This window comes from Mycobacterium sp. E802 (assembly GCF_001666875.1).
Lineage (GTDB): Bacteria > Actinomycetota > Actinomycetes > Mycobacteriales > Mycobacteriaceae > Mycobacterium.
This window is the reverse complement of the sequence record NZ_LZJD01000153.1, coordinates 1-26,183: the sequence shown is the minus strand read 5'-3', so window position 1 is coordinate 26,183 and position 26,183 is coordinate 1. Positions and strand designations below refer to the sequence as shown.

Annotated in this window: 14 protein-coding genes; 2 read left to right on the top strand and 12 right to left on the bottom strand. The window is 68.7% G+C overall.

All coding sequences use genetic code 11. From position 1 onward, the window contains the following. Positions 1-140 precede the first annotated feature (140 nt). Genes A5699_RS21920 through hrcA form a run of 3 tightly spaced genes read right to left on the bottom strand, consistent with a single transcriptional unit; the run spans position 141 to position 3,111 of the window. Positions 141-890 carry a 16S rRNA (uracil(1498)-N(3))-methyltransferase gene (locus A5699_RS21920; RefSeq protein ID WP_067773805.1) on the bottom strand — a complete coding sequence of 250 codons (750 nt, stop codon included), beginning with the start codon at positions 888-890 and terminating at the stop codon, positions 141-143. A gap of 4 nt (positions 891-894) precedes the next feature. Then, positions 895-2,037: a molecular chaperone DnaJ gene (gene dnaJ / locus A5699_RS21915; protein ID WP_067773802.1), complete on the bottom strand. Its 1,143-nt coding sequence runs from the start codon at positions 2,035-2,037 to the stop codon at positions 895-897. A gap of 42 nt (positions 2,038-2,079) precedes the next feature. Then, positions 2,080-3,111, bottom strand: coding sequence for a heat-inducible transcriptional repressor HrcA (hrcA, locus tag A5699_RS21910; protein ID WP_067773902.1), 1,032 nt, complete (start codon positions 3,109-3,111; stop codon positions 2,080-2,082). Positions 3,112-3,259: 148 nt separating this feature from the next. Here hrcA and A5699_RS21905 point away from each other — a divergent pair, with 148 nt between their 5' ends. Then, complete coding sequence (locus A5699_RS21905) at positions 3,260-3,574, top strand: type II toxin-antitoxin system VapB family antitoxin (RefSeq protein WP_066898240.1); 315 nt, start codon at positions 3,260-3,262, stop codon at positions 3,572-3,574. Positions 3,575-3,595: 21 nt separating this feature from the next. Here the strand turns inward: A5699_RS21905 and A5699_RS21900 are convergent, their stop codons facing one another. The 9 genes from A5699_RS21900 to A5699_RS21860 all read right to left on the bottom strand — a co-directional run bounded on the left by A5699_RS21900 (position 3,596) and on the right by A5699_RS21860 (position 24,393). Next, a complete protein-coding gene (locus A5699_RS21900; protein WP_067773799.1) occupies positions 3,596-3,808 on the bottom strand; it encodes an MbtH family protein in 213 nt (70 codons plus the stop codon). Further along, the gene (mbtG, locus tag A5699_RS21895) at positions 3,786-5,087 is read right to left on the bottom strand and encodes an NADPH-dependent L-lysine N(6)-monooxygenase MbtG (protein WP_067773796.1); all 1,302 of its coding nucleotides are present in this window, start codon (positions 5,085-5,087) and stop codon (positions 3,786-3,788) included. Before mbtG ends, A5699_RS21900 begins: the two co-directional genes overlap by 23 nt. Beyond that, a complete protein-coding gene (locus tag A5699_RS21890; RefSeq protein ID WP_067773793.1) occupies positions 5,084-9,511 on the bottom strand; it encodes a non-ribosomal peptide synthetase in 4,428 nt (1,475 codons plus the stop codon). The genes mbtG and A5699_RS21890 overlap by 4 nt, the downstream gene beginning before the upstream one ends. Continuing rightward, complete coding sequence (locus A5699_RS21885) at positions 9,508-14,976, bottom strand: non-ribosomal peptide synthetase (RefSeq protein ID WP_157561396.1); 5,469 nt, start codon at positions 14,974-14,976, stop codon at positions 9,508-9,510. The genes A5699_RS21890 and A5699_RS21885 overlap by 4 nt, the downstream gene beginning before the upstream one ends. A 1-nt stretch (position 14,977) precedes the next feature. Continuing rightward, the gene (mbtD, locus tag A5699_RS21880; protein ID WP_067773787.1) at positions 14,978-17,983 is read right to left on the bottom strand and encodes a mycobactin polyketide synthase MbtD; all 3,006 of its coding nucleotides are present in this window, start codon (positions 17,981-17,983) and stop codon (positions 14,978-14,980) included. After that, positions 17,980-19,323 (bottom strand): polyketide synthase, encoded by a 1,344-nt coding sequence (locus tag A5699_RS21875; RefSeq protein WP_067773784.1) that lies wholly within the window; start codon positions 19,321-19,323, stop codon positions 17,980-17,982. The genes mbtD and A5699_RS21875 overlap by 4 nt, the downstream gene beginning before the upstream one ends. After that, complete coding sequence (locus A5699_RS21870; protein WP_067773781.1) at positions 19,313-20,059, bottom strand: thioesterase II family protein; 747 nt, start codon at positions 20,057-20,059, stop codon at positions 19,313-19,315. Before A5699_RS21870 ends, A5699_RS21875 begins: the two co-directional genes overlap by 11 nt. Continuing rightward, positions 20,056-20,796 (bottom strand): AMP-binding protein, encoded by a 741-nt coding sequence (locus A5699_RS21865; protein WP_067773778.1) that lies wholly within the window; start codon positions 20,794-20,796, stop codon positions 20,056-20,058. The genes A5699_RS21870 and A5699_RS21865 overlap by 4 nt, the downstream gene beginning before the upstream one ends. Positions 20,797-20,886: 90 nt before the next feature. Continuing rightward, positions 20,887-24,393 (bottom strand): non-ribosomal peptide synthetase, encoded by a 3,507-nt coding sequence (locus A5699_RS21860; protein WP_067773899.1) that lies wholly within the window; start codon positions 24,391-24,393, stop codon positions 20,887-20,889. A gap of 112 nt (positions 24,394-24,505) precedes the next feature. Between A5699_RS21860 and A5699_RS21855 the strand changes: the two genes are divergently transcribed. Continuing rightward, positions 24,506-26,155 (top strand): (2,3-dihydroxybenzoyl)adenylate synthase, encoded by a 1,650-nt coding sequence (locus A5699_RS21855; protein WP_067773775.1) that lies wholly within the window; start codon positions 24,506-24,508, stop codon positions 26,153-26,155. The last annotated feature ends 28 nt before the right edge of the window (positions 26,156-26,183 follow it).

Genomic DNA, 26,183 nt, shown 5'->3' with positions numbered 1-26,183 from the left:
CGGTGATGTGCCGGGCCAGACCCTGTGACGAGTGTGTCGGTTGTCGTGGCATTTCGGCCCGTCTGGCACGACGACGTGCACATTCGTCACAGTGCGCGGCAACGTCTGTATGCCGGGTCTGCGTGCCCGACATACAGGTGCTACAGCTCCCAGCGCGCGGTCAGCGCCCCGATCGCCCCCAGTGCCACGGCCGCTGCCGTCGACGTCCGCAGCACGGTCGGCCCCAACCGCACCGCCGTGGCACCGGCGCGGGTCAGCGACGCGATCTCGTCGTCGGCGATGCCGCCCTCGGGCCCGACGATGATCATCACCGAATCTGCTTGGGCCACAGGCAATTCGGTAAAAGGCGCGGTGGCCGATTCATGCAGCGCCAGCACCACTGCCCCACCGGCCACGGCGTCGGCGACCCGCTGGGTCAACGCTGCCGTGGAGACCACGCCCTCGATCGCCGGGATGTGGGCGCGGCGGGACTGCCGAGCCGCCGAACGGGCCACCGCCTCCCACCGTCGCAGGCCTTTGTCCACCTTGGGGCCCTCCCAACGGGCCACGCACCGCGACGCCTGCCAGGCGACAAAGGCGTCCGCACCGGCCTCGGTGGCCAGCTCGACGGCCAGCTCGGATCGATCCGATTTGGGCAGTGCCTGCACCACGGTGACGGCCGGGCGCGACGGCGCGATCTCGAGCCGCTCGGTCACCCGCGCCGACAGCCGGCCCTTGGCGGTCTCCTCGACCACGCAGTGCGCCAAGCCTCCGGCACCGTCGCTGAGGTCGATCTGTTCGCCGACCCGGATGCGACGCACGTTGGACGCATGGAATCCCTCGTCACCGTCGACGACGGCGAGCTGCCCCGTGCCCGGCAGCACATCGACGTAGAAAAGCGCCGCACTCACCGGGTCAGCGGCCGGAGAACGTCTCGCGCAGCCGGCTGAACAGGCCGCCAGAACTCGTCGAGGCCTGCGTCGAGCGCACCTCGGCGGCGTCGCGGGTGCGGTTCTCCTTCAGCTTGCGCAGCAGCTCGGTGTCGGTGCTGTCCAGCCGGGACGGCACCACGACGTCGATGTGGGCGTGCAGGTCGCCGCGGACGCCCGAGCGCAGATGCGGCATACCGTGCCCACGCAGCGTGGTCACCGCACCGGGCTGGGTGCCCGCCTCGATGGTGAGTTCGGTGGCGCCGTCGAGGATCGCGTCGACGGTGACCGTGGTACCCAACGCCGCATCGACCATCGGCACCGAGATCGTGCAGTGCAAATCGTCGCCGTCCCGGACGAACGTTTCGTGTTGCTTCTCGTGCACCTCGACGTAGAGGTCTCCGGCCGGACCGCCGCCCGGCCCGACCTCACCCTGGGCGGCCAGCCGCACCCGCATGCCATCGCCGACACCGGCCGGGATCTTCACACTGATCTCGCGGCGGGCCCGCACCCGGCCGTCACCACCGCAGCGGTTGCACGGATCGGGAATGACCTCGCCGATGCCGCCGCACACCGGGCAGGGACGGGTGGTCATCACCTGGCCCAGCAGCGAGCGTTGCACGGTCTGGATCTCGCCACGTCCATCGCAGGTGTCGCACGCCACCGGCGTGGAGTTTCCGTTGGTGCCCTTGCCGTGGCACAGATCGCACAGCACGGCGGTGTCGACGGTCACCTGCTTGGTGACGCCGGTGGCGCATTCGGCCAGATCCAGCCGCATCCGCAACAGCGAATCGGCTCCGGGCCGCACCCGGCCGATCGGCCCGCGCGAGGACGTCCCGCCGCCGAAGAATGCCTCGAATACGTCGCCGAGACCGCCGAAGCCGCTGAACCCGCCGGGGGCGCCGCCGACGGATTCCATCGGGTCGCCGCCCATGTCCACGATGCGGCGCTTCTCCGGATCCGAGAGCACCTCGTAGGCGACCTGGATCTCGGTGAAGCGGCTCTGCGCCTCTTCGTCGGGGTTGACGTCGGGATGCAGCTCACGTGCCAACCGCCGATAGGCACGTTTGATCTCCGAATCACTCGCGCCCTTGCTCACTCCGAGCAAGCCGTAATAATCGCGTGCCACGCTGACCTTGCCTGACCTTTCCGTGCCGGATGACCGGCTGTCTTACCGGGTACCTAAGACTTCGCCGATGTAGAGAGCAACCGCCGCGACGTTGGCGATAGTTCCCGGATAGTCCATTCGGGTGGGACCCACCACACCCATACCGCCGTATACCTTGCCCGAACTGCCGTACGCCGTGCTGACCACCGATGTCCCCAGCATCTGTTCGGCCTCGGTCTCATGACCGATACGCACGGTCACCTTGCCCGCTTCCTGCTGGGCTGCCAGCAGTCGCAGTACCACCACCTGCTCCTCGAGCGCCTCCAACACCGAACGCAGCGATCCGCCGAAATCGGCGGTGTTGCGGGTCAGGTTGGCAGTGCCGCCGAGCAGCAGCCGTTCCTCGGTGTGCTCGACGAGCGTCTCGACCAGGACCGTCGCCGCGCGGCCCACCGCATCGGCCAGCGCGTCGCGTCCGGTGAGGTGGCTGGCCAGATCGCTCACGGCGATCGACGCGGCGCTGATCGGTTTGCCTTCCAGCGCTTGCCCCAGCATCTCGCGCAGCTTGGACAGTTGGTGCTCGTCGATCGAGTCGCCGAGTTCCACGATGCGCTGGTCCACTCGGCCCGAGTCGGTGATGACCACGAGCAGCAGGCGGGCCGGGGTCAACGCCACCACTTCCAGGTGTCGCACCGTCGAGGTGGACAGCGTGGGGTACTGCACGATGGCGACCTGCCGGGTCAGCTGGGCCAGCAACCGCACGGCGCGCCGCAGCACGTCGTCCAGATCGACCCCCGACTCCAGAAACGACAAGATCGCGCGACGCTCCGACGACGACAACGGCTTGACGTTGTCGATCCGGTCGACGAACTCGCGGTAACCCTTCTCGGTGGGCACTCGCCCGGAACTGGTGTGCGGCTGGGTGATGTAGCCCTCGGCTTCCAGCACCGCCATGTCATTGCGGACCGTGGCGCTCGATACGCCGAGGTTGTGCCGCTCCACCAGGGTCTTGGAGCCGATCGGCTCCTTGGTGGCCACAAAGTCGGCGACGATGGCCCGCAGCACCTCCAAACGACGTTCGTCGGCACTCCCCACCAGTTCACCTACCCTTCGCAGCCGCGACATGTCCATGTTGCCCGGTTCATTTTACTGACCAGCAGCAGGTTGACCGATCGAGCGTATTAGCCTGGGCAACCATGCCGATGTCGACACCGCGCGACGCTGCGACCGAGGTGGGCCGGCGATGATCTTCAAAGGCGTCCAAGAAGGCAAACCGTACCCCGAGCACGGGTTGTCCCACCGGGATTGGTCCCGCATCCCGCCGCGCCAGCTGCGTCTCGACGAACTGGTCACCACCACCACGGTGCTCGCGCTGGATCGGCTGCTGTCGGAGGACTCCACGTTCTACGGCGATCTGTTCCCGCACGCCGTGAAGTGGCGCGGTGACATCTACCTAGAGGACGGCCTGCACCGCGCGGTGCGCGCGGCCTTGCGTAACCGGACCATCCTGCACGCCCGGTTGTTCGACATGGACGCGCTGGCGCCCAACCCGGCCTGACCGCCGGGTCGGGCGAGGTCGTCAGTTGCTCATCGCCTCGCGCAGGCTGCGCGGGCGCAAGTCGGCCCAATGCTCTTCGACGTAGCTGAGGCACTCCGTGCGGCTGGCCTCCCGGAACACCACCCGCCACCCGGCCGGCACATCGGCGAACGCCGGCCACAGGCTGTGCTGGTCCTCGTCGTTGACCAGCACGTAGAACGTGCCGTCCTCGTCATCGAACGGATTGGAACTCATCAAGACTCCTCGTCGAGGGGTGGGCCAGGTTCGCCCCCAGTACCCGGTCGGACAACAGGCCGAGGCAACTGAGGTTCGGGAAGCCCGGCCCCTGGGTCAGCCCGGCCAGCCCGGGCAGGAACAACTTGGGGTAGACGTCGGTCAGGGCCAGGTCGTGGCCGATGTGCTCTTGCAGCGTGTCACCGGTCAGCGGTCCGCCGAGCCCCAACTCGAGCAGGTCCAGGGCGTCCTGGCTGAACAGCGGGGCGAACCACAAGGCGTCGGCGCCGGACCCGTCGATCACCAGGTCGAAGCCGTGCACGGTCTCGACCGCTTCACCACCGGTGTTGGTCGACAGCGTCAACCGGATCCGCTCGTCACGAGCCACTGCATGGGCAACGCGGCCGCGCAGGTGACGGATTCGGTCATCGGCCAGCAAGGCGTCCTGCACCCGCGCCGAGAACACGCCACGATCGGTGCGCGCCAGGGCATCCCGGCGCTCGGCCAGCGTCAGCCCGGTCCATCCGGTCGGATCGGAGAACAACGTGTTCTCGAAGAATCCCTCGCCGCGGGTGAACAGGGTGACCGTCGGGGAGATCACCGTGATCGTCGAAACCCGGTGGCGGAACAGCTCGTTGAGCATCGAGGCGGCGGTCTCACCCCCACCGATCACCGCCACCCGCTCGGCGGTGATCAGCTCGTGCTTGCCGGCCTGATGCCAGAACTGGGCGATCGACATGACCCGCGGGTTGCCGGGCAACACCGAGCGTTCAGCCTGACCCGGCCCGGTGATCATCAACCCGTCGGCGTCGACGGTGTCCTCGGCGGTGTGCAGCACCCAGCGCTGGGCGTCACCACCGACCGAAATACGTTCCACTTCACCGGAAACGACGCGCATCCCGATGTCTTCGGCCACCCAGCGCAGGTACTGGCTCCAGCGCCGGTGGGTGGGTGCGGGCCGGCCGCGGTCCACCCATTCGGCGAATCCGCCGGTGGCGATCAGGTAGGCCTGCCAGCTGTGCCGGGTCATCCGCTCGTCGAGTTCGGCGTTGCGCCGCGGCACCAGCGACGACCGGTACGGGAAACCGACGTCCTTCTCGGGGCCGGTACCGAGCCGGTGGTTACCGTCGGTCCAGCCGCCGACGGCCTGCCAGTTGGCGGCCACCCCGGCCCGTTCGACGACGACGACCTCCGGCGCGGGCACCCCCATCGCCCGTAATTCGGCAGCCTTGGCGGCCACCGCGATCGCCTTGGGTCCGGCACCGATGACGGCCAGCCTCGGGGCCGACGGGGCACTCATGAACTCACCTCTTGCAACACCTCTCGCAATGCGTCCAGCCACATCGCCTGCATGGTGGCGACGTCGTCGGCGGACAGAATGTCGGGCAGGGTCCGCCACTGGGTGCCCAGCACCGCCGAACCGTCGCGATCGATCACCGCTGCCATGATCGTGAGTTCATGGCGCACAGCGACATTCGGTTCCGGCACCGGCGTCACCCCGCGTTGCAGGGACCGGTCCTGCACCAGGGCGTGGTCGGCGGCGTCGAGTTCGATACGGCCCAGATAGTTGAGCAGCACCTGTGGATCACGATGGGCGCCGAGCCGCTCGGCGGTGTCCTCGCGCAGGTACCGCAACAGTCCGTAATCGACGGGGTCGCCGGGGATGGCGGCCACCTGGGCGGCCACCCCGCGGGCGTCGTCGGCAGTCAGACGCAATGGGTAGATCATGCTGAGCAACCCGGCGGTGTCACCGGTATCCACCTCATCGCGCTCGGAGACCACCGCATTCACCCGGCCGTGCGTCTCCAGCGCCAACAGCGGCGCCGGGGTCGGCCGGCCGCAGTGCCGACGCCAATCTGTCACGGCGCGAGCGGTTGCCGCGGCCAGCACCTCGGTGACCGGCACGTCACCGGTCAACAACCGGCCGGTCACGTCGGGATCGGCGACGGCCATCGTGATCGTCACATCGGCCATCCGGTCGACGGTCGGGTCGACCCGTCGGGCACCGATGTCCGGATCGGCCCCGTCGAACTGGCGCTCCCAGAAGTCGCACGTATCGAGTTCGGCCGCGCGGGCCGTCAGCAGTTGGGACCACTGCCGCAGCGAGGTGTGTTCACGCACCGGGACCGGAGACCGTCCGGCCGCCAGTGCATGCCAGGCGTTCTCCAGCTCACCGACCACGATCCGCCACGACGCCGGATCGAGGGCCAGCACGTGCGCGGTCAGGATCAGCAGACCACCGTCGGTTTCCGGGTGGTGCAGCCAGACCGCTTCGAGCATCGTCCCGGCCTCGGGGTTCATGCGTTGCACGGAGAGCTCGGCCTGCTCGGCCACCGCGGCGTCGAGATCACCGGAGCCGCTCGCCTCGGACAACACCTCGCCGGGGCTGTGTGCGACGAGCGTCAGAGTGTCACGGTCCAACCGCGAGCGCAGGACCTCATGTCCGTCGATCACGTTCTGTAGCAACGCTTCCAGGTGCGTCCGGGTGATGCCGGCGGGCAGCCGGAACACCTCGGTCTGCGCGATCCGCCGCGGGTCGCCGTACTGGTAGAGCCAGCGGCCGTTGGGCAGCAACGGAATCGGGCCGGTTCCGGACGCGGCGGTATCGGCGCGGTCGACGACGGCCGCATCGGCATCCATCGCGGCCGCGAGTTCGCGCACGGAAGCACAGTCCAGCATCAGCCGGGCCCGCAATGGCAGGCCACGCCGGCGCACCGCCTGGACCACCGACAGCGCCACGATGCTGTCCAACCCCAGGTCGAGGAAGTCCGCGGTGACGTCCAGGTCGGATTCCTGCGACGTGCCCAGCATCTCGGCCAGCACCTCGGCGAGCACCCGTTCGGTTTCGGTGGCCGGGCGCTCGGCACCCTCTGTCGCGCCGCCGACGCTGATTGCCGCCAGGGCCGCGTCGTCGACCTTCCCGTTGGTGGTCAGCGGGATCTCGTCCACCATGACGATGTGATGCGGTACCAGATGCCTTGGCAGCGTGGCGCTGAGCAGCCGGCGCAATTCGGGCACCGGCGTATCCGACACCACGTAGGCGATGAGTCGCGGGCCGCTGCGATGCTGCCGCACGGCGACGTGGGTGTGCCGCACCCCGGGATGGGTGTGCAGTGTGGCGGCCACTTCCCCGGGTTCCACCCGGAAACCACGGATCTTGACCTGATCGTCGCTGCGGCCCAGAAATTCGATGGCGCCCGATTCTGGATTGCGGCGGACCACGTCACCGGTGCGGTACATGCGCGCTCCCGGCGTGAACGGGTCGGCGACGAACCGCCGCGCGGTCTCCCCCGCCCGGCCCAGGTAGCCGCGAGTCAATTGGCCTCCGGCCAAATACAATTCGCCGTACACACCGTCGGGAACCGGGCGCAGCCATCCGTCGAGCACGTAGGCCGAGGTGGAGTCCGTGGGGCGCCCGATACACGGCTGGCCGTACTCGGCGATCGCCGCCACCAGCGCTTCGACCGTGGTCTCGGTCGGGCCGTAGCAGTTGTGTGCCGACATCCAGGTGCGCTCGCACTCGTCCTGAATCCCCTGCCAGGTGGCGGTGTCGATGGCCTCACCGCCCAGGGCCAGCACGGCCAGCGGCACCCGGGTGAGCAGTCCGGCTGCCCGCAGCGAGGCGAACATCGACGGCGTGGTGTCGATCATGTCGATCGCGAAACGTCCGATGGTGTCCACCAGGGCCTCGGCATCGCGCTGCACCGCATCCCCGATGATGTGCACGGTGTGCCCGTCGAGCAGGGCCGCCAACGGTTGCCACGCCGCATCGAACGTGAACGACCAGGCGTGCGCCACCCGCAGCGACCGGCCGAGCCGTTTGGCCGCCGGCTGTAGTACCTGACGGGCGTGGTCGGCGGCGTAGGCCAGCAGTGCCTGATGGGTTCCGATGACGCCCTTGGGCTTTCCGGTCGTACCGGAGGTGAACACGATGTAGGCGCCTTGGCCGGGATGCACCGGTGCAGGCCGGTAGTCGGTCTCGGACTCGGAGTCCGAGTCGGCGTTGACGGCGGCCAACAGCGCGTCATCGATGAGCACCGGCGACGACTGGTCCGCACTGATCTGACGGACGATCTCGGCCACCCGCTCCTCGGGCATGGCCGGATCCAGCGGAACGATCAGCCCGCCGGACTTGAGCACCGCGAGCATCGCCACCACATAGTCGGGCCCGCGACGCAACCGGATCGGCACCGGGGTCTCGTCCGTGACACCACGGTGGCTCAGCTCTGCGGCCAGCTGATCCGAGGCATCATCGAGTTCGCGGTAGCTGAGTTCCCCGGTCTCCCAGCTCAATGCCACCGAACCGAGCCGGGTTGCCGCGACCCGACTGAACGCAGTGTGAAAACCACCGTCCGACCGGGCCGGCGTGGGTGGCCCGACCGGTTGCGGCTCGTCATCGAGCAACAACGAGACCTCGCGCAGCGGGCGGTGCCAGTTGTCCAACAGTCGCCGCACAACCGTCAGCACCCGCAGGCCCAGACCGCGCGGGTCGAGCATTCCCAGTGCCCCGTCGAGGTTTTCGACCAACACCGTGAGCCGGCCATGGGTGGGATGCGCGGCGATGGTGACCGGGAAATGCGACAGGCTCTCCAGGGCCGAGGGCCGCAGCACCGCCCCGCCGAGCTCGAACTCGTCACTGCCGACCAGCCCGCCGGGGGGGAAGTTCTCGTACACCAGCAGCGTGTCGTAGAGCTCGCCGATACCGCCGAGCGAACGCAGCTCGGTGTGGCTGAGGTAACTGTGGTCACGCAACTCGGCGGCCTCGCGTTGCAGGGCCAGGCACTGGCTCGCGACGGAGGTGGCCGGGTCGAGCCGGACCCGCAATGGCACGGTGTTGATGAACAGGCCGACCATCGACTCCACCCCGGCCAGCTCGTCGGGGCGTCCCGACACCGTGACCCCGTACACCACGTCGGTGCGCTCGGTGAAAACCGAAAGGATTGCCGCCCAGGCCATCTGGAACAGCGTGTTGACGGTGACGCCCTGGCTCCGGGCCGTCTCGAAGATCGCGTTGGACTGCTGCTCGTCGAGGGTCACCTCGGTGCGGGCCGGCAGGCCCGGTTGCGTTTCCCGGCCGGACAGCACCGGCGAGAGCAACGTGGGTGCGGTCAGGCCGGACAGATGCGCCTGCCAGCGGGCCCGGCTGGCCTGCTGGTCACGGCCGGCCAGCCAGCCGATGTAGTCGCGATATGGACGCACCGCGACAGGCAGTGCCGCCACGTCACCTTGGGCCCCGTAGAGCGCGAGCAACTCACCGACGAAGACCGGCAACGACCATCCGTCGATCGCGATGTGATGAGCCACGATCACCAGACGCCAACGCAGATCCGGCTTTTCGATCAGCAGGAACCGGATCAACGGTCCACGGCCCAGGTCGAAACGCCGGGCGCGTTCCTCGGCTTCCAGCCGCAGCGCCTGCTCGTCGTCGGCCTGGACGTGGTGCCACGGCAGGTCCACAACCGAGGGCACCACGGCCACCGGACGGCTCAGATTGCCCTGGAAGAAGCTGGCTCGCAGGTTCGGATGGCGCACCAGCATCGCCTCGGCACAGGACCGCAACAACTCGACGTCCACTGCACCCTCGACGTCGGCGGCCATCGCGATGACATACGGGTCGGCACCGTCATCACCTTCGGTCAGCCCGGCCAACGAGTACAGCCCCTGTTGCAGCGGGCTCAGCGCCAGGACGTCCTCGACGCCCGGCGGTGCTCCGGTCGTGGTCATGTCGAGATCCCTTGGTCCTGGCCCCATCCCGCGGTCAGCGCGGCCAGTTCGTCCGGGGACAGGCCGGATGCGGACATCGGGGCATGGTGCACGTCCGCCGCCGCTGCATCATCACCGGCCGCGTCGATTGCGGCCGCGAGCTCGGCCAGCACGGGGTGTTCGAACACCATCCGCGCCGTCATCGCGACACCGGCGTCGCGAGCCCGTGCCGCGAGTTGGACCGCCAGGATGCTATCGCCGCCGAGGGTGAAGAAGTCGTCATACCGGCCCACGTCGGTGACCCCGAGCAGATCCACCAACATGTGTGCCAGGGTCTGCTCGGTCGCAGTGGCCGGCGGCTCCGCCGGTCCCGATGCGGTGGGCCGCGGACGGGTCAGCGACGCGGTGTGCAGGTCGGCGACGACAGTGAGCACGGCGCCGGCGAACGCCTCGGGCAGTGCGGCGCGCGCACCCTCGAGGACACTCTCGGCGTCGGCCACCGTCGGCTCCAGCACGAGGTAGCCGGCCAGCGTCGCGGCGCCCCGGGTCTCCCAGTAGCGGGTCGTGGCGGCCGCCACCCCGTCAAGGGCTTCCAGCGCGGCCTGCAGGCGCGGCTCCCCCGCAGTGACCGGCTCGAGCCGACCGTCGGCCGTCCAGCGGGCCCGGTCACCGGTGCGGTAGAGCACCCCGTCCCCGAACGGATTGGGCACGAATCGTTCCGCGGCGATCCCGTCGGCTGTGCGGGCAGCCTCGTCGACGGCACCGCCGGCGTAACAGACCTCCCCGGTGACGCCGATGGCCACCGGACCGCACCACTCGTCGAGCACGTAGACGCGGTCGGCATCGCGGGTCTGCGGCAGACCGGCCGGTGGCACCGCCTTGCGGCTCCAATCCTGCAGCAGCAGTTCACGTTCGGCTGCGTCGATGATCGCGATGTCGCGCAGCGACTGATCGGCGTCTGTGGCGAACGCCGCGACGATGCGCTGCAACCAACCGACAAACCGCTGCGCGGTGGCAGGTTCGTAGAGCTCGGTGCGGTAGATGACGGTGCCCTTGTACCCGGAGTCGGATCCGGTTTCGGCGAAGAAGTTCAGCGATAGGTCGGCGTGCGCCACCTCGAAGGTGGGAACCAGTGCGGTGAACCGGGTTTCACCTTCTGCGCTGGAGTCGATGAGCTGGTCGGCCGGCACGTCCTCACGCACGTGCACCACCACGCCGAACAACGGGTTGCGCGCCAGGGACCGCACCGGGCTGACCGCATCGACCACCCGGTCGAACGGCAGGTCCTGATGCTGATAGGCCGACAGTGCCATATCCCTGGACCGGCGCAGCACCTCGCGTAGCGTCGGGTTGCCGGACAGATCGTTGCGCAACACCACGATGTTGATGAAGAACCCGATCAACGCGTCGAGTTCCGGTGCGGTGCGCCCGGCGACCGGGGTGCCCAGCGCGATGTCGGTGCCCTGTCCGGCTTTGTGCAGGGCGAGCGCCACAGCGGCCTGCAGCAACATGAACTCGGTGACCCCGAGCTCGCGGGTCAGTTCGATGAGTTTGGCGCGGGTTACGCCGTCGATGGTGAAGTCGAACGCCGCGCCTTCGCCGGTGGGGACCGGCGGCCTCGGGAAGTCGGGCTGCAGCCCGTTTTCGGCGTCGCTGTCGCCGGACAGACCGGCCAGTTGTTCGCTCCAGTACGCCCGTTGGTCCTCGATGGTCTCGTCGGCACTCGCGAACAGCTCGGCCTGCCACGAGGCGAAGTCGGCGTACTGCACCGGCAATGGCGCCCACTCCGGGGCGTGGCCGGCCCGGCGGGCGTGGTAGGCGGTCAGCAGATCGGTGAACAGCACCGTGCCCGACCAATGGTCGGCAGCGATGTGGTGCACGATCAACGAGAGCACATGCGACTCGCGGGTGGACAGCATCGCCGCCCGCACCGGCCACTCGTGTTCCAGGTCGAAGCAGTGCCGTCGTTCGGCCTCGAGTTCGCGCTGCACCCATTCCTCGCCCTCACCGTCGGCACGACGCACGGCCACCGGGGCGGCCGGGTGGACGATTTGGTAAGGCACACCGTCGATTTCGCGGTAGGTGGTACGCAGGATCTCGTGCCGGGCCACCACATCGCTGACTGCGGCCGCCAGCGCCTCGACGTCGCAGGGCCCCGTCAGCCGTGCCGCGAAGGGCACGTTGTTGACCGGGTTGGGGCCGTCGATGCGGAACTGGAACCACTGCCGGTGCTGGGCGGCCGACATCTGTGCCGGACCCTCGTGGGCCGTGGGAACGATCGCAGGCCAGCCCCCGGCGACTCCCGAGGCGCGCAGCTCGTCGACCCGGGCGGCCAGGCCCGCCACGGTGGCGTGCTCGAAGACATCGGCCACCCCGAGTTCGACCCCGCAGCGCGTCCGCACTGCGGCAACCAGTTTGGTGGCCAGCAGTGAATGGCCGCCGAGATCGAAGAATGAATCGTCGGCGCCGACGCCGTCGCGCTCGAGCAGTTCGCCGAACAGCGCCACGATCTCGTGCTCGGTTTCGGTCTCGGGGGCGCGGAACTCGGTGGCCGACTGTATCTGCGGCTCCGGCAGGGCCCGGCGGTCGATCTTGCCGTGTGCGGTGATCGGGATCTCGGGCAGCTCGACGAACGCGGCCGGGATCATGTACTCGGGCAGTGCGGCGGTGACCCGGGCCCGGATGCGCTCGATCTCGACCCGCTCGGCATCAGCGGCCGGCGTGATGTAGGCGACCAGGCTCTTGCCCAGCGACGGCAGATCGCTGACGACCACGACGGCCTGGCCGACCGACGGATCGACCGAGATGGCCGCGGACACCTCACCGAGCTCGATGCGGAAGCCGCGGATCTTGACCTGCTCGTCGGCCCGGCCGACGAACTCGATGTCCCCGTCGGCGTTGCGCCGGGCCAGGTCACCCGAGCGGTACATCCGTCCACCAGGATTGAACGGGTCGGCGACGAACCGTTCGGCGGTCAACCTCGGGCGGTCGTGGTACCCGTGTGCGACATGGGTTCCGCCGATGTAGATCTCGCCGATCACGCCGACCGGGACGGGTTGCAACGCGTCGTCGAGCAGGTGGATCGTGGTGTTGATCTTCGGCTTGCCGATCGGCACGATCCGAGCACCCTGCTTGCTCTCCACCTTGTATCGCGTGCAGTTCAGCACGGTTTCGGTGGGGCCGTAGAAGTTGTGCAGCAGCGAGTCGAAGGTGGCGCGGAACTTGTCGGCGATCTCGCCCGGCAGCGCCTCACCACCGATCGGAACCCGCTGCAGGGTGCGCCATTCGTTGACGCCCGGCAGCGACAGGAACAGGCCGAGCAGCGACGGAACGAAGTGCATCGAGGTGATGCCCTCATTGCGCAGTAGGTCGGTGAGGTATCCGATGTCGGCCAGACCACCGGGCTTCGGGATCACCAGGCGCGCACCGGCGGACAGCATGCCGAAGATCTCACCGATCGACACGTCGAAGCTCTGCGAAGCCACCTGCAGCAACCGTTCATCCTCGGTCACCTGGTAATCCCCGCCGAACCAGACGAAGTACTCGGCGATCGGACGGTGCGGTACCGGCACGCCCTTGGGCAGGCCGGTCGAGCCTGACGTGTAGATCAGGTAGGCGGTGCTGTCCGGGTACAGCGGCCGCACCCGATCAGCGTCGGTGGGGTCGGTGGCCGGGTAGCTTTCCAGCCCGGTAACCGGCTCGCGCAGAACGATTTTCGGGTCCGAGTCGGAGAGGATGTAGGTGAGCCGATCTTCGGGGTAGGTCGGATCGACCGGCAGGTACACCGCGCCCGCCTTGACGATGCCCAGTGCGGTGATGACCAGCTCCGGGGACTTTTCCAGCAGCACCGCCACCCGGTCCTCGGTGCCGATGCCCTGCTCGATCAGCCAGTGCGCCACGCGGTTCGCCGACTCGTTGATTTCACGGTAGGTGTAGTGGCGCCCCTCGTAGACCACCGCAATGGAATCCGGTGTGCGCGCGGCCTGCTCGGAGAACAGCGCGGTCAGTGTCGTCGCCGGGGTGTCGAATTGCTCGCCGGTGGACATCGCGTGCAGCCACTCGGCGTCCTCGGCGGTGAACAACTCCAGCCGCGACAGCGGTCGCTCGGGCTCGGCGAGGGCGCTGTCCAGCAGCACCACGAAGTGGCGCAACATCTGTGCGGCCAGGTCGGCATCGACCACCTCGGTGAGGTGCTCGGCCTCGACCACCGCACCGTCGCCGTCGAGTTCGACCATGAAACCCAGCGGCAGCTGGGTGTGGTTGCCGCGCAGGTCCGCCCGCTCGGACACCACGCCGTCTGGGGCGAATCCGCCGCCGTCGGATTCGCGGAATCCGAAGCTCACCCGGGTCATCCGCTCGGCGCCGTGACGCCGGTCCGGGTTGAGCTCGGCCACCACCCGATCGAGGTTGACGCGCTGATGCGCGAAGGCACCGATTGCGGTGTCCCGGGTGGCACTCACCAGATCGCGGAAACCTTCGGCGCCCCGGGGCCGAAGCCGCATCGCGACGGTGTTGCCGTAATAGCCGATGGTCTCGTCGGTATCGCGGTTGAGCACCGGCGTGGCGATCAGGAAATCGCCGGTGTGGGTGTAGCGGTAGACCAGGGCACCGAAGGCAGCCAGCAGCACCATGTAGGGCGTGGACCCGGTGTCGCGTGCCAGCGCCGACACGCGCTGAACGGTGTCGGCGGACAACCGCACGGTGCTGCGCTGGGATCGGAAGCCGGTGGGTACCACCGAGCCGGCGGGGCCGGGCAATTCCAGCGGCTCGGGCGGATCGGCCAGTACCTCGCGCCAGTACGCCAGATCGTCATCGGTGTTGGTCGCGGCGGTGGCCGTCACGTGCGGCGTCTCGGGCAACTCGGCTCCGGAGTAGGCCCGGGTGAGGTCGGTGAAGAACACCCGCCAGGAGCCGTCGTCCCAGGCGATGTGGTGGGCGACCAGCAACATCACGTGCTCTGACGGCCCGGTCTTGATCAGCGTGATCCGCAGCGGGGAATCACTGCCCAGATCGAAGGCCGTACCGAATTCCCGCTGCGCCAGCACCTCGAGGCGCAGCTTGCGGGCCCGCTCGGATTTGTCGGAGAGATCGTGGATCGCCCAACCCGGGGTCAGGTCATCGTTCACGGTCGCCGTCGGTTCGCCGTTCTCGTCGGCGTGGTAGGTGGTGCGCAGGATCGGGTGCCGGGCCGCGACCGCGTTCAGTGCGCTGTGCAGGCGCTCGGCGTCGATCACCCCGGTGAGCCGGTAGGACAGGCAGATGTTGAGCAGCACCCCGCTCGGGTCGAGCCCCTGCACGAACCACATCCGCCGCTGCCCGTCGGAGAGCACGGTGGGATCGACCGGTGTACCGCCGTTGTCGGCTTCGGGCCCGGATCCGGACGCCGAGGCCAGACCCCGCTCGGCAAGCCGCCGCCGCATCAGCTCCAGACGCGCGTCGGAGGTGCGGGCGGCGATCCTGTCCGCGCTGGTATCGGCACTAACCATGTCAGTCACGCGAAAATGCTTCCTTTTCAGGTCTTTCCATCTGCTCGATCAGTTCGGTGGCGGTGGCGCCACCGAGGATGGTGGCCAGCGGCACTGATCGGCCGGTGGCCTTTTTGAGCTTCTTACGTAGGTCGATTGCCAACAGCGAGTCGACACCGAGATCCAGCAACGACGCCTCCAGGTCGAGGCCGGTGGTGTCGGTGAGCTTGAGCACCGCTGCCAGCGCGTTCCGCATGGCACCGGTGGCATCGGCAGCCTCGGCGGTGTCATCTGCCGCCACCTCCGCGACGGTCACCGAAACCGTTGGCTCGGTTGCTCTCCCGAGGAAGGTGCGCAACCGGTCGGCGTCGGCGCTGAACACCAGCGGATCGGCCGGGTAATCCCGCAGCCCGGCCTCCACCGCCAGGTCCGGCGCCATGGCCCGCAGCCCGGACCGCTCGACCCGGCTGACCTCACCGGAATCGATGATGCCGTCCCCCGGCCACAGTCCCCAACGCACTGCGGTGCACTGCCTTCCGGCGGTGCGCAGTTGCCCGGCGAGCGCGTCCAGCAGCCGATTGGCCGCCGAGTACGCGGCGTGGCCGTATCCGCCCCACAGGCCGGACACCGAGGAGCACAACACGATACGGGCATCGGGGCGCATCGGCCAGACCTCGGTGAGGTTGGCCAGTCCGTTGACCTTGGCCGCGAACGTATCCCGCACGCTCGCCCCGGTCAGCTCACCGCCCGGGGCAATCGTCGCAGCTGCGGCCGCGTGGATCACCAGCGACGCCGGGCCGATCGCCGACTGTGCGACCGTCGCGGCGATCTGTTCCGGATCGGTGAGATCGCAGTGCGGCGCGACGATCTCGGCTCCGAGTCCGGCCAGTGCGGCTATCTGATCGTCGTCGAGCCCGCTGCGGCTGAGCAGCACGATCCGCCGGGCGCCATGGGCGGCCAGGTGGCGGGCGTAGTGCAATCCCACCGCCCCGGCTCCGCCGGTGATGACCACCTCGTCGAAGATTCCCGACTCGGCGTCCCACGACCGCGCCTCGGTGGTGTCGTCGCGCATCCCCCGTCGCCACATCGTGTATCCGGAACCGTTGTCCCGCAACGCGATGTCGTCTTCGTCGGTCAGCATCGCGGTGACTGCCAATGCGCCGGCGGCCGGGTCGAGTGGCATCGCGGGCAGGTCGAGGCGCCGGAAGGTCTGGTCCGGATGTTCGTAGCCGAGGCTGCGGTGCATCGCGGCCAGCGCGGCAGCCTCGGGACGCGACTGCTCCGCAGTACTCCCCTGCTCAGCACCGACGGTGACCAGCCACACGTCGCGGGTTTCGGTGCTCACCGCGCCGGCGTAGCCGAGCAACCCGTCCTCGACCCGCCGGCTCAAGGCTTCCGCTGCGCGGGACGCGTCGACGTGATCGGACACCGGCGCCACCACGATCAGCAGATCGGCCTCGGCCGGCGAGACGACCGTGGTCTGGGTGTTTTCGTCGAGCGCACGGCTCAACGCCGCCGCCGGCCCCTGATCACCGGCCAGGTCGAGCACCGCGACACGGCGATGTCCCGGCACGGTACGCAACGGCCACTGCTCCCAGTGCTCCACCGCCACCGTCAGCCCGGCTACGGCAGGCAGTGGTTGCGGTGTGGCCCAGAGGTGTTCGGCACGCATCGGGGCGAACGGGAAGTCGCGCAGAGACCGGTCACCGTGATTCGGGAGGTCGTCCCAGCGGTAGCCGGGATCGGCCATCGCCACGGTGACGATGTTGGTGCTCAGGCGGTCGGTGATGGGCTCGTCCCGCCGCCCCGATCCCACCATCAGGGCCGGACCACCGGTGATTTCGGCCTCGTCGAGCAGGTCGCCCATCGCGAACAACAGCGCCGGGTGCGCCGAGAGTTCCACGAATATCCGGGCTCCGCGGCGCGCCGCCGTCTCGACGGCCCGGTCGAAGCGCACGGTGCTGCGCAGGTTGGTGTACCAGTAGTCGGCGAAACCGGTACCCGCCTCGACCACGTCGGCGGTGGCCGAGCCGATGAATTGCACCGCAGACTCGTCGAACTGCCCTGTGGGCAGCATCGATTCGAGCTCGTCGCGGGCGGTGTCCAGCGCGGTGGTGTGCGCCGGGAACCACATCTCGATTTCCTTGGCAAAGGATCCGCGGCCGGCGACGGTCGCCACCGCCGCGGCGACCGCGTCGGTCTCCCCCGACACGGCGACCGACGAGCGGGAGTTCACCACCGAGAGCTCGAGCCAACCGGGTGTCTCGGCAACCACTTTCGACGCCTCGTCAACCGTGATGCCGAGTACCGCGACCCGGTAGGGGCCGGTCAATCGATCGAGCACGGTGGCGCGGGCGATCACCACGGCGACCGCCTCGGGCAGCGTGATCATGCCCGCCACGTAGGCGGCCCCGATCTCACCCAGACTGTGTCCGACCGTGATATCCGGTAGCACCCCGCAGGAACGCCAGACCGCGGCCAGCGCCACACCGTGGACGAACTGGGCGCCCTGGATCTGCACCTGCGAGAAATCGTTGGTGACCAAATCCGAATTCGGGTCGGCCAGAAGATAATCCAGTGGAGAGGCGGCGCCGGCGGCCTCGAACTCGGCGGCGCACTTGTCCACCTCGGCCCGGTAGATGGGCAGCCGGTCATAGGCCTGCACCCCCATCGAGGGCCACTGGCTGCCCTGGCCCGGGAACACGAAGGCGATGCGCGCACTCGCACCCGGTGCGGTCGGACCGCCCGGCGCCCGGGTCACGAGCGGATGCTCGGCGCCCTCGGCCAGCGCCCCGAGACCCGATGCCAGCTCGTCGCGGTCGGCAGCCCGGATCACGGCCCGGTGCCGGCGCAGGCGTCGCGTCGACAGCGTCGTGGCGGCAACGTCGGCGGGGCTCACGTCCGGGCGGGTGTCCAGATAACGCAGGATCGCCGCGGCGTCGGTGCCGAGAAGATCCTCGGTGTGCGCACTGAGCAGAACAGGAGTGCGGGTGTCGGGAAAGGCGATTCGCTCGCGGGCTTCACTCATGCGGCGGCCCCGGGGACATCGGCGGTGTCGGGAACCGAGACGATCGCGTGGGCATTGGTCCCGCTCATACCGAAGGCCGAGACTGCAGCGATGCGCCGGCCGTCGACCGCGGGCCAGTGGGTCAGCTTGGTGGCCAGCCGCAAACCTTGAGCATCCCAGTCGATCTCGCGACTGACCTCATCGACGTGCAGGGTGGCCGGAATGGCAGCGCGCTCGGCGGCCAGGATCACCTTGGCCAGGCCGAGCCCGCCGGCGGCGGCCTGTGCGTGCCCCACGTTCGATTTCACCGAGCCCAACAGCGCGCCCGTGCCGGGTGCCGTGGCTCCGTAAGTCTGTGCCAGCGAACGCAATTCGGTACGGTCTCCGAGCCTCGTGCCGGTGCCGTGGCCCTCGATCATCCCGACGTCCTCCGGGCGTACCCCGGCCTGCTCGATCGCCTTGGCGAACAACCGCTGCTGAGCGCTGCCGCTGGGGGCGGTGAGCCCGGTGGTCCGTCCGTCCTGGTTCACCGCGGTGGCGCGGATCTCGGCCCGGATACGTCGGCCGTCCCGCAGCGCTGCGGATCTGCGTTGCAGCACGAACATCGCCGCGCCCTCGGCCCACACCGTCCCGCTGGCATGGGCGCTGTAGGGACGGCAGTGCCCGTCGTCGGAGAGTGCGTGTTGCTTGGAGAATTCGACGAAGTAGCCGGGGCTGCCCATCACGCACACGCCGCCGGCCAGCGCCATGTCGCAGTCCCCCGCCCGCACCGCGCCGACCGCGGTGTGGAATGCGGTCAACGCCGACGAGCAGGAGGTGTCGACGGTCAGCGCCGGACCGCACAAATCCAGGGTGTAGGCGATACGGCCGGAGATCACCCCGAGGGAGGTGCCGGTGATGAGATGACCGCTGTGGTGCGAGAACTCCGACAGCGGCGGGCCGTACTCCAAACCCGATGCCCCGACGTAGCAGCCGACGTCGTGTCCGGCCAGATCGTCGGGGTTGATGCCGCTGTTCTCCAGGGCACGCCAGGCCAGGCGTAGACCGATGCGTTGCTGCGGATCCATCGCGACGGCTTCGCGCGGCGAGATGCCGAAGAATGCCGGGTCGAATGTCGCTGCGCTGGAAAGGAACCCACCGAGATCATGGATGCGTTTGAACCCGTCACGACGTGATCCCTGGAGCAGCTCGCGCACCGGCCAGCCGCGATCGGTGGGGAACCGGCTCAACGCCTCACGCTGTTCGGCCAACAACGCCCAGTAGCCGTCGGCCGTGTCGATCCCGCCGGGAGCCTCCAGCGACATCCCCACGATCACCACCGGATCGGCGATGTCGACGGGTCTCTGCCCGCTAGAGCTCATTGACCAGCTCCGCCACGTCCTCGAGCTGGGAGTTGAGATAGAAATGGCCGCCGTCGAACATCGAGCACGTGTAGGCGCCCGCGGTGTGGGTTTCCCAGCGTCGCAACATGTCCTCGCTGATGCGGTGGTCGCGGTCCCCGCCCAGGGCGTAGATATCCGCAGCGATGGTCACATCCTCGGCGCATGCGTAGCGGTTGAACGCCGCGTAGTCGGCCCGCACCGCCATCAGCAGCAACTCGACGAAATCCTCGTCGGCGAGCAGTGCCTCGTCGGTGCCGCCGAGATCGACCATCTCGGCAAGAATCTCGGATTCGGCCATCGGGAGTGCGGGCGCGGCCGCCACCGCCGACGGCGCCTCGCTGGCCGAGACCCACACGGCGTCGATCGCCACACCGCGGCGTTCGGCGATGCGGGCGAACTCGAAGGCCACCACTGCCCCCATGCAGTGCCCGAACAGCCGCAGTGACCCGATACCGGCCCAGTCACCGGCGTCGAAGAGGTCCTTGGCGAGTTCGGGGACCGTCGGCGGCGCCGGATGGGTCAACCGGTCGCCGCGTTGCGGGTACTGCATGACGTAGGCGTCGGACCCGGCGGCGGCCAGCGCCATCCCGAATCCGCGGTAGGCCAGTGCCGCTCCCCCGGCGTGCGGGAATATCAGTGTGGCTGTTGAACTTTCGGCCCCCGGGTAGCGGTTCACCCAGGGCTTGACGGTGATCTGGGTATCCGGCCCGGTCACGATGGCACAGCGGTGTCGAGCGCGGCCACCGCATCCCGACGCCGCGCCGCGCGCACGAAGCCGTTGCTCCGCGGCTCGAGATCGCGGCGCGGCACGTCTCCGGCGACGACGATGCCCGCCCCGGCGGTCAGCGCCACCATCACCATCAGGAGCGGATCCGCGACCTCGGACGGCGAGAAGGCTCCGATGCGGTCATCGCCGGTGACACCGAGCGTGCCGATGAGTTCGGCGACGGCCGCACGGGCGGCGGCATGGGTCATCGGAACGTCGACCGCCGTGTCGACGGACGTCAGGAAGGCGGCATCGTCCGGGGACGAACTCAACGGGGAGACGTCACACCCATACGCACCGATCCGCAACGCTTCCGAGACGGTGAGCGCGGGCAGCCAGTTCGGCGGCCCGTCACCGGTGAACAGCGCCATCCGGACGCCGGCGCGCTCCAACACCCGCTCGGCCGGCTCGAGAACGTCGACCGGTACGCATACCCCACCGGCGGCCAGGATTCCGAGCGTCGCGATCACCGTGTCGATGTCGGCGCAGAAGCCGGCAGAGCCGATCACCGCCACCCGGTCACCGGGACGCACCCCGGCCACCGCGAGGGCGCCTGACACCGCGAGCGCCTGCTCACGCAGTTGTCCGTAGCTCAGGCGCGTCGTCGGCCCGTACACCGCCACGTCGCCGGGAGCGGCCTGCGCGCGAGCGAAAAACCCCTGGTGCAGCGGTTCGACCGGTCCCACGTGCGTGATCTCTGTAGTCGTTCGACTTACTGCGTCCACAACGACCTCCTGACGATAAGCAAGCCTGCCCTAACTGAAGTAACTCTAACCTTAGTTGCCGAACGCTGGTTCTGGGGATGTGCGTCCCAACTCGGACGCAACTTCGGCGCTGTCCATGCCGCTGACCTCCAGGTACAGCTCGGAAACCAGCTGAAGACGGTCTGACCCGGCTTCCCTTGCGGTCAACAGCGCGGCCATGGCCGCGACGGTGCGAGCCGCGAAGATGTCGGCGACCATCACCGTCGAGGTGTCCAACCAGTCGCGAATTCGGGCCACGAGCTGGGTGCCCAGCACCGAGTCCCCGCCGAGGGCGAAGAAATCGTCGTCGACACCCACGCCGGTCTGCCCCAGGACGTCCCCGACGATCCCGCACAGGGCCGTTTCCAGTGGGTCCGACGGCTCCCGGTATGCCCTCGTCTCGGGTGCCCCGAGCGCAGCCAGCATCCGGATCGCCGCCTTGCGGTCGGTCTTACCCCGGGCGTATGGGAGCTGATCGGCGATCAGCAGGACCTGAGGAATCATGTGGGCGGGGACCAGCTCGGCCATCGCCGCGACCACCGACTCCTGATCCAGGCCCCCGTCCGCACCGGCCCGATCGGCCCGGACCACCGCTCCCAGCAGATCGTGGCCACCGTCGACGGGTACCAGCACCGCCACCGCCGCATCGACGCCTGGGACGCGGCACAGCGCGGCCTCGACCTCGCCGAGTTCGATGCGGAAGCCGCTGACCTTGATCCGGTGATCGGCCCGGCCGACAAACTCCAGCGTCCCGTCGGGCCAGGACCGCACCAGGTCCCCGGTGCGGTACCAGCGCCGCCCGTCGTGTTCGACGAAGCGTTCGGCAGTCAGGTCGGGCCGCCCGCGGTACCCGCGGGCGATACCCCGCCCACCGACCCACAGCTCGCCCGGAACCCAGTCGGGGCAGTCCTCACCCCGCGCGTCGACCACCCGGCAGCAGTTGTTGGGCAGCGGTACCCCGAACGGCACCGCGGTCCAATGCGCGGGCAGGGCGTCGTCGTCGAACCCGACTTCGAAGATGGTGTTGTGCGTCGCGGTCTCGGTGGCCCCGCCGAGCCCGGCGAACCGCACCCGCGGTGACGCGGCGCGCAATGCGCGCACCAGGTCCGGACGCACCCAGTCACCGCCGGTGGGCACCACGCGCAACGAGGACAAGGGACCGCCGGCGGCGACCAGCATCTCCAGCCAGCCCGTCAGGAAGTGCAGAACCGTGACTTGGTGCTCGTCGATCAGCCTGACCCAGACGTCCGGATCCCGGCGGTCCCCCTCGTCGACGACCACCATCGAACCACCCGAGCGCAGGGTCCCGTAGACGTCGATCACCGACAGGTCGCATTCCAGGTGCGACAACGCCAGACAGCGATCGGCCGGGCCGATGCCGAAATGATCGTTGATGAACTCGATGGTGTTCATCGCCGCGTCGTGGGTGATCTCGACGCCCTTGGGCTCGCCGGTGGAACCCGAAGTGAACAATACGTAGGCCAGGTCCGACGGCTCGACCTCAACGGGAACGAAATGCATTGGGTCACCGATGATCTCGGCGTCGGCCACGGTCAGGTGCGGCAGGTGGGGATGGTCGTCCCCCGCCCCGCAGATCAGCGCGAAGTCCACGCCACCGGTATGCAGGATGCGCTCGGCACGATCCGCGGGCTGATCCACCCCGACCGGCAGATACGCGGCGCCGACCATCGAGATGGCCAGCAGCGCGATGACCTGTTCGACGCTCTTGGGGCCCAGCACCGCGACCACCTCGCCGCGGCACACACCGCGGGACTGCAGCGCAGCCGCGACGGCCAGCACCTTGTCCTGCAGCTCGCCGTAGCTGAGGTTGCCAGCACTGCAGAACACCGCGGGCGCGTCGGGCGTGGCTGCGGCGTTGGTGCGGAATCCGGTGTGCAGCACGTCGCCGCTGGGAGTCGAGACCGATCCGTTGAGCTCGGCCCGCACCTGGCGTTGCTGCTCGGAGATCGCCGGCGGGTCGGCGGTATCCCAGGCCGCGTCATCGGCGGCCAGGCGACGCAGTTCGGCGAGGTGGTAGGCGAACATGGCCTCGGCAACACCGGGCCGGAAGGCCTCGGTCCGTACGTCCCAGTTGATCATCAGGCCCTCGGCCAGCGGGGTCGCCTGGGCATCGATGAGCACCTGGGGACCCTGCGAGATGGTCCACACCGGGGCCCCGAACTGATCGGTGACATCACCGGCGAACAGGTCACCCAGGCCGAGGGCACTGGTGTACACGATGGTGGCCAACGTCTGGCTGCCGCGGTGGCGGCTCATGTCACGCAGCACGTCGAGCCCGGACACCGACGAATGCGCGGCCGTGGCGTGCAGGGTCTCCTGCACCACCCGAGCCCGTTCGGTGGCCGTTGCGGCCCCGGTCAAGTCGATGTCGAGCAACAGTGACGAGGTGAAGTCACCGACAAGCTTGTCCACGTCGGGGTGATAGGGCTCGCGGCCGAACATCGGCAGGTTGAGCAAGAACCGCGACTGCGTCGACCAGTGCGCCAGCGCGTTCGCATACGACGCACCGACCGCCATCGCCGGGGTGATGCCACGTCGATGCGCCGCGGCGAACAGTGCGTCGCGCGTCGGCACGTCGAGGATCTCCCACAGCCGGATACTGCGGTGCGGGTTGCGCTGATCGGACAACGGAACCAGCGGCAGTGCAGGCGGATCCGGCAGATCCGGCACCCGCTCGCCCCACCACTGCACGTCCTGTTGCGACGGTGGGAGCGCCGTGGCGGTCAGCCGAGCCCGGTACTCGCGGTAGGTGTAGCCCAACTCGGGCAGGTCGGCACCGCGGTAGAGCGCGGCCAGGTCGGCCATGAAATTGCGGTAACTCACCGCATCCGCGCACTGCATGTCCATATCGACATGGAGGCGGGTGCGTCCGCCGGGCAGCAGCGACAGGCTCAGCTGTAGCACCTCGTCGTGCAGCATCTGGTGGGATTTGGACTCCCTGGTGAGCTCCAACTGTTCTTCTGCGGCAGCCGGATCCAGGTCGCGCAGGTCATAGATAGTGACCGGCAGCGGGCGGTCACCGATCCGCTGCGTGCCGTCGGGCAGGATCTCGACCCGCAACATCGGATGACGCGCGGCCAGCTTCTCCGCCGCGGCGCTCAGCCGCTGCGGATCGACGCCGACGCCGTCGAATTCGACGTAGAGGTGGGCGCCGACGCCGCCGAGTTGCTGGTCGTTGTTGCGCCCCACCCAGAACGCATGCTGGATGGGTGCCAGCGGGAACGGCTCATCACCGACACCGCCACCGGCGGTGTCGGTGACCGTGTCTTCGGCTTCCGCGTTCGGGACGTGTTCGGCGACCAGATCGATCCACGCGGAGATGGTGGGATTTGCTGCCAGAGCGGCAAATCCGACATTGATGCCCTGCTTGCGCCACCGGCCCGACAGCGACATCATGCGGATCGAGTCGAGCCCGGAGGCGATCAGGTCGGCGTCAGGGTCGACCTCCTCAGGGCTTACCCCCAGGAGCGCGGCGACCTCGTCACGAACCGTTTGGGAACTTGTCGCAACCACACTCACCACGCCTCCGAATCATTCGCACCGAACTCTTAGTGCAGGCTGTCCTAACTTTGTGGAGGTTACCCTATATTCGATCTGTCAACAGACCCACCCGACGGGAGTCACAACACCGATGACCACCGGTTTTGACCGTGAACAGGACGAACTGGCAAACGGATTCACGCCGTTCCCCTCCGACCGCGCCGAGGTGTACCGCCAGGCCGGGTACTGGCAGGGCAAAACCCTGGACAGCATCTTGCGCGATGCCGCCGCCCGTTGGCCGGACAAGGCGGCCGTGGTGGACGTCACCGGGAGCGCCACCTTCCGCGAGCTCGACGCCCTGGCCGACCGCATCGGCGCGGCGCTTTCCGCCCGTGGCATCGCGCCCGGCGACCGGATCCTGGTGCAACTGCCCAACACCCGCGAATTCGCCGTCGCCGCTTTCGGTTTGCTTCGCGCCGGGGCGGTTCCGGTGTTCTGCCTACCCGGTCACCGTTCGGCCGAGCTCGGGCATTTCGCCGAGGTGAGCGGGGCTGTCGGGTTGGTGATCCCCGACGTCGCCGCCGGTTTCGACTACCGTGACCTGGCCGCACAACTGGTGGCCACACACCCGCGGGTGCACCATGTGCTGGTCGACGGTGACCCGGGCGCCTTCGAATCATGGTCTGCCCTCAAGGATTTCGCCGAGCCGGGGCCACCGAACGTCACCGTCGACACCACGTCGCCCGCAGTGCTGCTGGTCTCCGGCGGCACCACCGGACTGCCCAAACTCATCCCCCGCACCCATGAGGACTACCTCTACAACGCCACGGCCTGTGCCCAGGCCTGCGAGATGGTGCACGACGATGTCTATCTGGCGGCACTACCGGCCGGCCACAACTTCCCGTTGGCCTGCCCAGGCCTGCTCGGCTCGATGACGGTCGGGGCAACCACCGTCTACACCGACGACCCGAGCCCCGAATCGGCCTTCGCCCTGATCAACACCCACCGTGTCACGGTGACCGGTCTGGTCAACGCCCTGGCCAAGCTGTGGGCCCAGGCCTGCGACTGGGAACCGGTACTGCCGACCTCGCTGCGCGTGGTCCAGGTGGGTGGATCGCGCATGTCCCCGGAGGAGGCCCGGTTCGTCCGCGAGGGTCTGAGCCCCGGCCTGCAGCAGATCTTCGGAATGGCCGAAGGGATGCTGAATTTCACCCGGCCCGGTGACCCGGTAGACGTGGTGGAGAACACCCAGGGCCGGCCGATGTCTCCGCACGACGAGATGCGGGTGGTCGACGAGGACGGCCACGAGGTCGCGTCCGGCCGCGAAGGTGAGCTGCTGGTCCGCGGCCCGTACACGTTCAACGGCTACTACCGCGCCGAGGAGGCCAACGCACGCTCGTTCAGTCCCGACGGGTTCTTCCGCACCGGCGACCGGGTCCGGATCTTCACCGACGGGCCACGGGCCGGCTACGTGGAGGTGACCGGGCGCATCAAGGACGTCATCCACCGCGGCGGTGAGACGGTGTCAGCCACGGACCTCGAAGACCACCTGCTGGCCCACCCCGCGGTGTACGCGGCTGCCGCGGTGGCGTTGCCCGACGAGTATCTCGGCGAGAAGATATGCGCTGCAGTGGTTTTCAAGGGCGCACCGGTCAGCCTGGTTCAGCTCAACGAATTCCTGGACCAACGTGGCGCATCCGCCCACGCCAGGCCCGACGTTCTAGTCCCGATGCCGACCTTGCCCACCACGGCGGTGGGCAAGGTCGACAAGAAGAAGCTCGTCGCCACGATCACCGGGTGAGGCCGCCTAACCGCCCGCCGAAACCTCG

What these genes read in the sequence shown, in the direction of transcription:
- A5699_RS21905 (WP_066898240.1), top strand. Translation starts at nt 3,260, where the DNA reads ATGATCTTCAAAGGCGTCCAAGAAGGCAAACCGTACCCCGAGCACGGG.
- mbtG (WP_067773796.1), bottom strand. Translation starts at nt 5,087, where the DNA reads ATGAGTGCCCCGTCGGCCCCGAGGCTGGCCGTCATCGGTGCCGGACCC.
- A5699_RS21885 (WP_157561396.1), bottom strand. Translation starts at nt 14,976, where the DNA reads ATGGTTAGTGCCGATACCAGCGCGGACAGGATCGCCGCCCGCACCTCC.
- A5699_RS21855 (WP_067773775.1), top strand. Translation starts at nt 24,506, where the DNA reads ATGACCACCGGTTTTGACCGTGAACAGGACGAACTGGCAAACGGATTC.
- A5699_RS21890 (WP_067773793.1), bottom strand. Translation starts at nt 9,511, where the DNA reads ATGACCACGACCGGAGCACCGCCGGGCGTCGAGGACGTCCTGGCGCTG.
- mbtD (WP_067773787.1), bottom strand. Translation starts at nt 17,983, where the DNA reads ATGAGTGAAGCCCGCGAGCGAATCGCCTTTCCCGACACCCGCACTCCT.
- A5699_RS21900 (WP_067773799.1), bottom strand. Translation starts at nt 3,808, where the DNA reads ATGAGTTCCAATCCGTTCGATGACGAGGACGGCACGTTCTACGTGCTG.
- A5699_RS21875 (WP_067773784.1), bottom strand. Translation starts at nt 19,323, where the DNA reads ATGAGCTCTAGCGGGCAGAGACCCGTCGACATCGCCGATCCGGTGGTG.